The 6,731-nt window shown below is 68.0% G+C and carries 7 protein-coding genes; 1 reads left to right on the forward strand and 6 read right to left on the reverse strand.

Annotated features, from left to right (window positions below; all coding sequences use genetic code 11):
- On the reverse strand, positions 1-717 hold a 717-nt coding region (locus VFG33_RS07460; protein WP_325023796.1), incomplete at its 3' end, for a GNAT family N-acetyltransferase.
- 87 nt (positions 718-804) lie between these two features.
- Here VFG33_RS07460 and VFG33_RS07465 point away from each other — a divergent pair.
- Complete coding sequence (locus tag VFG33_RS07465) at positions 805-1,473, forward strand: GntR family transcriptional regulator (protein WP_325023798.1); 669 nt, start codon at positions 805-807, stop codon at positions 1,471-1,473.
- On the opposite strand, the gene VFG33_RS07470 is transcribed toward VFG33_RS07465, so the two are convergent.
- The 5 genes from VFG33_RS07470 to VFG33_RS07490 form a co-directional block, all read right to left on the reverse strand.
- Positions 1,474-3,249, reverse strand: coding sequence for a gamma-glutamyltransferase family protein (locus VFG33_RS07470; RefSeq protein ID WP_325023800.1), 1,776 nt, complete (start codon positions 3,247-3,249; stop codon positions 1,474-1,476). It abuts the gene before it with no gap.
- On the reverse strand, positions 3,246-4,262 hold the full coding sequence (locus tag VFG33_RS07475) for an ABC transporter ATP-binding protein (RefSeq protein ID WP_325023802.1): 1,017 nt from the start codon (positions 4,260-4,262) through the stop codon (positions 3,246-3,248). Before VFG33_RS07475 ends, VFG33_RS07470 begins: the two co-directional genes overlap by 4 nt.
- On the reverse strand, positions 4,262-5,242 hold the full coding sequence (locus VFG33_RS07480) for an ABC transporter ATP-binding protein (RefSeq protein WP_325023804.1): 981 nt from the start codon (positions 5,240-5,242) through the stop codon (positions 4,262-4,264). The genes VFG33_RS07475 and VFG33_RS07480 overlap by 1 nt, the downstream gene beginning before the upstream one ends.
- A complete protein-coding gene (locus VFG33_RS07485; RefSeq protein WP_325023806.1) occupies positions 5,239-6,123 on the reverse strand; it encodes an ABC transporter permease in 885 nt (294 codons plus the stop codon). Before VFG33_RS07485 ends, VFG33_RS07480 begins: the two co-directional genes overlap by 4 nt.
- Positions 6,123-6,731: ABC transporter permease (locus VFG33_RS07490; protein ID WP_325023809.1), on the reverse strand; the 609-nt coding region annotated here is incomplete at its 5' end. The genes VFG33_RS07490 and VFG33_RS07485, both read right to left, overlap by 1 nt.

Here is a 6,731-nt window from a genome sequence, read left to right on the forward strand (position 1 = left end):
CGCCTTCATCCACAAGGACAGGCCGCGGCCGCGATGGGTGGCGAGGACGGCCGTGCCGTAGTGCTGTGCGTCGCCCTTGCCGTCGCCTGGAACTACGAGCTCGGTGAAGCCTGCGACCGTGCCGGTGGACTCCTCGACGGCTGCGACTGTCTCGAGGATCTCGCCGCGTTGCGCGACGACGTTGGCCACGGACCTGGTCCGCTCCAGGTCCCACGTCTCGGCGCCGTACGAGATGTCGCCGACGGGAGCGTCGTTCATCGCGGCCCGCGCCTCGGTGAACGACTCGATCAGGTGATCGGGCGGCACACCCTGCCACGACTCGAGCCGATAACCGGCAGGCGGAGGCTCATCCGGTACTGCGTACTCCGCGAGCGGCAGTCTCGTGAAGATCAACGTGAGCCCGATGCTGAACCCGTGCTGCGCAAGGAAAGAGTCGCCCGGGGATTCGGCTGTCGCGTCAGCGAGTACGACGCGAGCCTCGTTCTCGCGGGCAGCCGCGATCGCCGCCGCCAGCAACTGTGAACCGAGGCCCATGCGGCGCGAGGCCGGGTGAACCACCAGTTCGAGCTCAGCCAGATGCGCCTGGCTCGGTTTGCTGTTCAGCCGGAGGAACGCGGAGCCGACCGGGACTCCGTCAGCGTCCGACGCCAGCCAGGCGAGTCGACGGCTGAACGGCCGGTAGTCCGGATCCGTCAACGGCGTCAGCTTGAAGTTCAAGCCTGCAAGATATCCATCCCCGGCGTCACGGATCAAACGGGAGCGGCCTGCGGTTCCGCTACGGTGCTGGCGGGTACCGTGCCCGGAGTGGATGAGCATGACGGGGGAGAGCGGATGCGGACGATCGGCGGGGACCATCTCGCGCTGCGGGAGCAGGTGCTGACGGAGTTGCGGCGGCGGATCGTCGACGGGGACTACGCACAGGGCGAGCGACTGACGGAGAACCGGCTCGCCGACGACTTCGGCGTGTCCCGCAACCCCGTCCGCGAGGCTCTGCGGGTGGTCGAGGCCGAGGGATTCGTGCAGATCCTGCCGCGCCGGGGTGCGGTGGTGGCGACGCTGGACGAGACCGCGGTTCGCGATCTGTTCGCAGTACGGGAGCAGTTCGAGACCTTGGCCGCCGGTCTCGCGGCTGAGCGCGCAACTGAGGAAGACGTCACGAGGCTGCGAAATCTGTTGAAGGAGGCGAGCGCGGCGACAGACGCCAAGGACTTCGGTCGCGTCGCCGAGTTGAACAGCGCGCTACACAGTGCGGTGATCGAGATCAGCGGCAACCGCTGGCTCGCGTCGCTGTCGGCTGCGATGTACCACCACGTCCACTGGGTCTTCCGCGTCGGCGCAGCCCAGCGAGCACCGCACTCATGGAAAGAACACATCCGCGTAGTCGACGCCATCGCGGCAGGCGACCGCGACGCCGCCGTAGAGGCAGCCCGCGCCCACATCGAAGCCGCCGCGACAGCGGCTCTACCGGGATAGTCAGCGGCCGACGGCGTAGCCCTGCATTCCTCGGGGGTTGGCCGCCGCGGCGAGGATGTCGTCGGACTCACGTGAGACCGCGCACAACCGACCCAGACTCCATGCATCCGATTCCGTCACGTTGTGGCCGCGCCTGACCAGCTCATCGCGGACGGCCGTGCCCAACCGGCTCTCCATCACCAGCCCGCCAGGCTCCGACGTCCGCGGGTAGAACGACGACGGGAAGGCCGTGGTGTGCCAGGCCGGGGCATCGATCGCCACCTGCAGTTCCTGACCACCGGCCAGATGCCTCAGGAGGAACAGCAATTGCCACTGATCCTGCTGATCACCACCCGGCGAACCGCAGGCGAGAACCGGTACGCCGTCGCGCAGTACCAGCGTCGGCGTGAGAGTGGTCCTCGGTCGCAGACCAGGAGCGAGCGAGGACGCCAGACCCTCTTCCAGCCAGAACATCTGCAGCCGACTACCCAGGCAGAACCCGAGCTCGGGAATCGTCGGCGACGACTGCAGCCAACCACCACTGGGCGTGGCGGAGATGACGTTGCCCCACTGGTCCATCACATCGACGTGACAGGTGTCGCCACGCGTCACGCCGTCGGGGGCGACGGTCGGCTCACCCACCGTCGCGTCCATCGCCAAGTCATTGCCGACAGCAACGGATGGCAGTACCGGGGTACGTCCGTCAGGACTGCCTGGCCGAAGCTCCAGCGACGCGTCCGAACCGACTAACGCAGCACGGGACGCGGCGTAAGCGGGGGAGAGCATGGTCTTGAGTGGCGTGTCCGCGCCGTCGCCGTAGTAGGCCTCGCGGTCGGCATACGAAAGCTTCATCACCTCGACAGTGGTATGCACAGCCTCAGCACTCGTCAGATCTAGCGAGGCCGGATCGCCGAGTTCGGCGAGCACCGCGAGCGACTGCAGCAACGCCGGCCCTTGGCCCCAAGCCCCGGTCTTCGCGACGGTGTGACCGTGCCACTCAAGCGTGGCCGGCTCCTCCCAGCTCGCCTCGAATCCCGCGACATCATCACCCGTGATCAGGCCCGCATGGTCCTCACCGCTCGAGTCCCGATGTGGCAACCGGGAGAAGTTGTCGATCGCCTCGGCGACGAATCCCTCGCGCCAAGTCAGTCGGGCCCGTTCCACTTGGGCAACGCGATCCGCGCCGGCTCCCTCGGCAGTGGTGAGCAGTCGCTCGAGCGTGTCGGCGTACGCGGGATTCTTGAAGAGCGAGTTGGCGCGCGGCGGTCGTCCGCCCGCGAGCCAGACCGAGGCAGACGTCGGCCAATGGTTGCTGAACAACTCCTGCACGGTCGCAACCGTGTCGCCGACTCGCCCGACGAGCGGGTGACCGTTGCGCGCATAGCCGATCGCCGGTTCCAGTACTGCGCGCAGCGGCAAGCTGCCGTGGTCGCGCAGCAGCAGCAACCACGCATCAACAGCCCCCGGTACTGCGGCCGCAAGCGGCCCGGAGCCCGGGATCAACGCCAGGCCGAGCGATCGGAAGTGCTCGATGGTCGCACCAGCCGGCGCGACGCCTTGACCGGCGAGCACCCGTGGCGTCGGATCGGCGGCCGTCGCGATGATCGCCGGCACCTCACCACCCGGGCCGTTCAGATGCGGTTCGACGACGTGCAGCACGAAGCCGGCGCAGGCAGCCGCGTCGAAGGCGTTGCCGCCGAGTTCGAGGATGCGCATCGCCGACTGTGACGCGAGCCAGTGCGTGGACGACACCATGCCGAACGTGCCGCGCAAGGTAGGCCGGGTCGTGAAGGTCATGCGGTAACTCCTCTGTCGACGGGCTGTTCGCGGACGTCGGGACCGGTGCCGTCGTCAGCGACCAGATGGCAGGCGACTTGGTGGCCGCCGGCACCGATCACGCGGGAGATCGGCACCTCGGTCTTGCACCTGTCCACAGCCACTGGACAGCGAGTGTGGAACCGGCAGCCGGAAGGTGGATCGATGGCCGACGGCAGGTCGTCGCCGAGCAGTACCGGCTGGCGGGCTCGTTGCGTGGTCGGATCAGGCACCGGCGCCGCCGACAGCAACGCTTGCGTGTAGGGGTGAGCCGGTACGCCGAAGATGCGCTCGCGCGGGCCTTGTTCCACGAGTTGGCCGAGGTACATCACGGCGACCTCGTCGGCGAGGTACTCCACGGCCGACAGGTCGTGGGTGATGAACAGGCAGGCGAAGCCGAGATCTCTTTGCAGATCCGCGAGCAGGTTCAGCACCGACGCCTGGACCGACACATCCAGCGCACTGGTCGGTTCGTCCGCGACCAGCAGACGAGGTGAGGAGATGAGCGCCCGCGCGATACTGACTCGTTGCCGTTGGCCCCCAGATAGTTCGTGAGGCGAGCGCTGCGCAACCTCGGGCCGGAGACCGACCCTCCGCAACGCATCAGCGACGGCGGCCGGGATGTCGCGTTGCTCGGCGGGGAGATCGCCGCGGCGCCGCATCAGGCGCAGGGGTTCACCGACGATGTCGCCGACGGACAACCTCGGGTCCAGCGAACCGGCCGGGTCCTGGAAGACGATGGACACGTCGCGCCGGTGCGGCCGGAGGCGTCGGCGGTTGAGGTGGGTGATGTCGGCATCCGCTAGGCGGACCGTGCCGCCCGTGGGTTCGAGGAGCCGGACGATGCAGCGACCGACGGTGGACTTGCCCGAGCCGCTCTCGCCGACCAGGGCGACTACGGTTCCCTTGCGGATCTGCAGGGAGACGCCGTCGACCGCGCGGACCGGGCCGAAGTGCATGACGAGGTCTTCGAGTTCCAGTGCGTTCTCTGGCATCAGACCTCCACCGGTTCGCGGACGGGATTCCAGCACGCCACTTGGTGATCACCTTGGTCAAGGAGCGGCTGTTTCGCAGTACAGGTGTCGAGGGCTCGGGGGCAGCGGTCGGCGAAGGTACAGGCGTCGGGCTGCTCGGCGAGCACCGGGACGAGACCGGGGATTTCGTTGAGCCGGTGGGTTCCGGCGTGCCTGCCGGCGGCCGGCGATGCGCCCAGAAGCCCTGCTGTGTAAGGGTGTTGGGGTTGCGCGAACAGGTCGTGGACCTCGGCTGTTTCGACGACGCGTCCGGCGTACATGACTGCCACTCGATCGGCGAGGTCTGCGACCACACCGAGGTCGTGGGTGATCAGCACGATGCTCGTACCGAGGCGCTCGCGCAGGCCGCGCAGTACGTCGAGAATGCCGGCCTGGATCGTCACGTCGAGGGCCGTGGTCGGCTCGTCGGCGATCAGGACCTTCGGGTCGCAGGCGACCGCCATCGCGATCATCACCCGCTGGCGCATGCCGCCGGAGAGCTGGTGCGGGTAGTCGTCGACGCGGCGTTCGGCCGACGGGATGCCGACGACTTTGAGGAGCTCGACCGCGCGTTTGCGTGCGGCCGAGCGAGACATGCCGTTGTGGATCCGGAGTACCTCGCCGATCTGGGTGCCGACGGTGAAGACCGGATTCAGCGACGTCATCGGCTCCTGGAAGATGTAGGCGATCTCGCGGCCGCGGATCGAGCGCAACGTGCGCTTGTCCGCGCCGATCAACTCGACGCCGTCCAGTTCGACCGAGCCTTCGACGGTTGCGGTACGGGGGAGGAGGCCGGCCAGGCTCATCGCGGTCACACTTTTGCCGCAGCCTGATTCGCCGACGATGGCCAGGACCTCCTGGTCGGTGACCTCCAGATCGACGTGATCGACCGCTGACAACGGTCCGTCCTCTGTCCGGAAGGTGACCGACAGTTCGCGGACCCGCAGTACGGGCGTGCTCATCGGCGGCTCGCTTTCGGGTCGAGGGCGTCGCGGAGGCTGTCGCCGACGATGTTGAACGCCAGTGCGAGCAGCATGATCGCCAGGCCCGGCATCACAGCAGCCCAGGGTGCTCGGGATGCGAACTGCTGTGCGTCGGAGAGCATCGTGCCGAGGCTGGGAGCCGGTGGCTGGATGCCGAGCCCGAGGAACGACAGCACCGCCTCGCCCAGGATCGCCGCCGGGATCGCGACCGTCGCCTGGACGATGATGACCGAGGCGGCATTCGGCAGGATGTGGCGGCCAAGCACCCAGGGATCGCCTGCGCCCTCCACGATCGCCGCCGCGACGAAGTCGAGCGATTTCAGGCGGAGCGTCTCCGACCGGACGATCCGGATCACTCCCGGGATCTGCGCGATGCCGATCGCGATGGCCGCGTTGCCGAGGCTCGCACCGCGGATCGCGGCCAGCCCGACCGCGAGGATCAGGAAGGGGAACGCTAGGACGAGGTCGGTGAACCGTGAGATCAGTGCGTCGATCGCGCGGAAGTACCCAGCCATCAGGCCCAGCGGCACCCCGATCGCCAGTGAGGTCGCGACCGCGAGCAGTCCGACGTGAAGTGATGCCCGGAGGCCGAACATGATCCTCGACAGGACGTCCCGGCCGAGGTCGTCCGTCCCGAGCAGGTGCCCGGCGGTTCCGGGTGGCGCGAACGCCTGGCCGAGGTTGGTCTGCGTCGGCTCATGCGGAGCCAGCCAAGGCGCGAACACAGCAGCCAGTACTGCGATCGCCAGCACCGCGAGTCCCGTGATGGCGAGGGGGTTGCGGAGCAGGCGGCGAACCACCTTTCGCCGGCGCGACGACAACGGCGTACCGGCTTGGACTGTCACATCGGCGACGGCCATCACGCCTCACCTCGGACCCGGATGCGGGGATCGATGACGGAGTAGAGCAGGTCGACCAGCAGATTGATCACGATGTACGCCGTGGCGGTGACCAGCACGACCGCCTGAATCACCGGGTAGTCCCGCTGGAAGACGGCGTCGACGGTCATCTTGCCGAACCCGGGCAGCGCGAAGATCCGCTCGGTCACGACCGCGCCGGAGATGAGGGCACCCAGCTGCAGACCGACGATCGTGACGACGACGATCAGGCTGTTTCTCAGCGCGTGGCGGCCGATCACCGCTCGTGGTGGAAGGCCCTTTGCTTCGGCCGTGCGGATGTAGTCGGCGGACAACGCGTCCAGCATCGACGACCGGGTCTGCCGCATGATCACCGCGGCGAGGCCGGTGCCGAGGATCAGCGACGGCAACACCAGATGGTGCAGGTTGTCGACCGGGTTGGTGAAGAACGGCACGAACCCGGAGGCCGGGAACAGTCCGAGAGCCACCGAGAGATAGAGAATCGCCATCAGGCCGAGCCAGAAGTTCGGCACGGACAACCCGAGCAGGGCCAGCGCGTTGGCCGCCCATTCCGCCGGGCGCCCCCGGCGTACGGCGGCCACCACGCCGGC

Source organism: Kribbella sp. (assembly GCF_035687465.1).
Taxonomy (GTDB): Bacteria; Actinomycetota; Actinomycetes; order Propionibacteriales; family Kribbellaceae; genus Kribbella.

What these genes read in the sequence shown, in the direction of transcription:
- VFG33_RS07470 (WP_325023800.1), bottom strand. Translation starts at nt 3,249, where the DNA reads ATGACCTTCACGACCCGGCCTACCTTGCGCGGCACGTTCGGCATGGTG.
- VFG33_RS07475 (WP_325023802.1), bottom strand. Translation starts at nt 4,262, where the DNA reads ATGCCAGAGAACGCACTGGAACTCGAAGACCTCGTCATGCACTTCGGC.
- VFG33_RS07480 (WP_325023804.1), bottom strand. Translation starts at nt 5,242, where the DNA reads ATGAGCACGCCCGTACTGCGGGTCCGCGAACTGTCGGTCACCTTCCGG.
- VFG33_RS07485 (WP_325023806.1), bottom strand. Translation starts at nt 6,123, where the DNA reads ATGGCCGTCGCCGATGTGACAGTCCAAGCCGGTACGCCGTTGTCGTCG.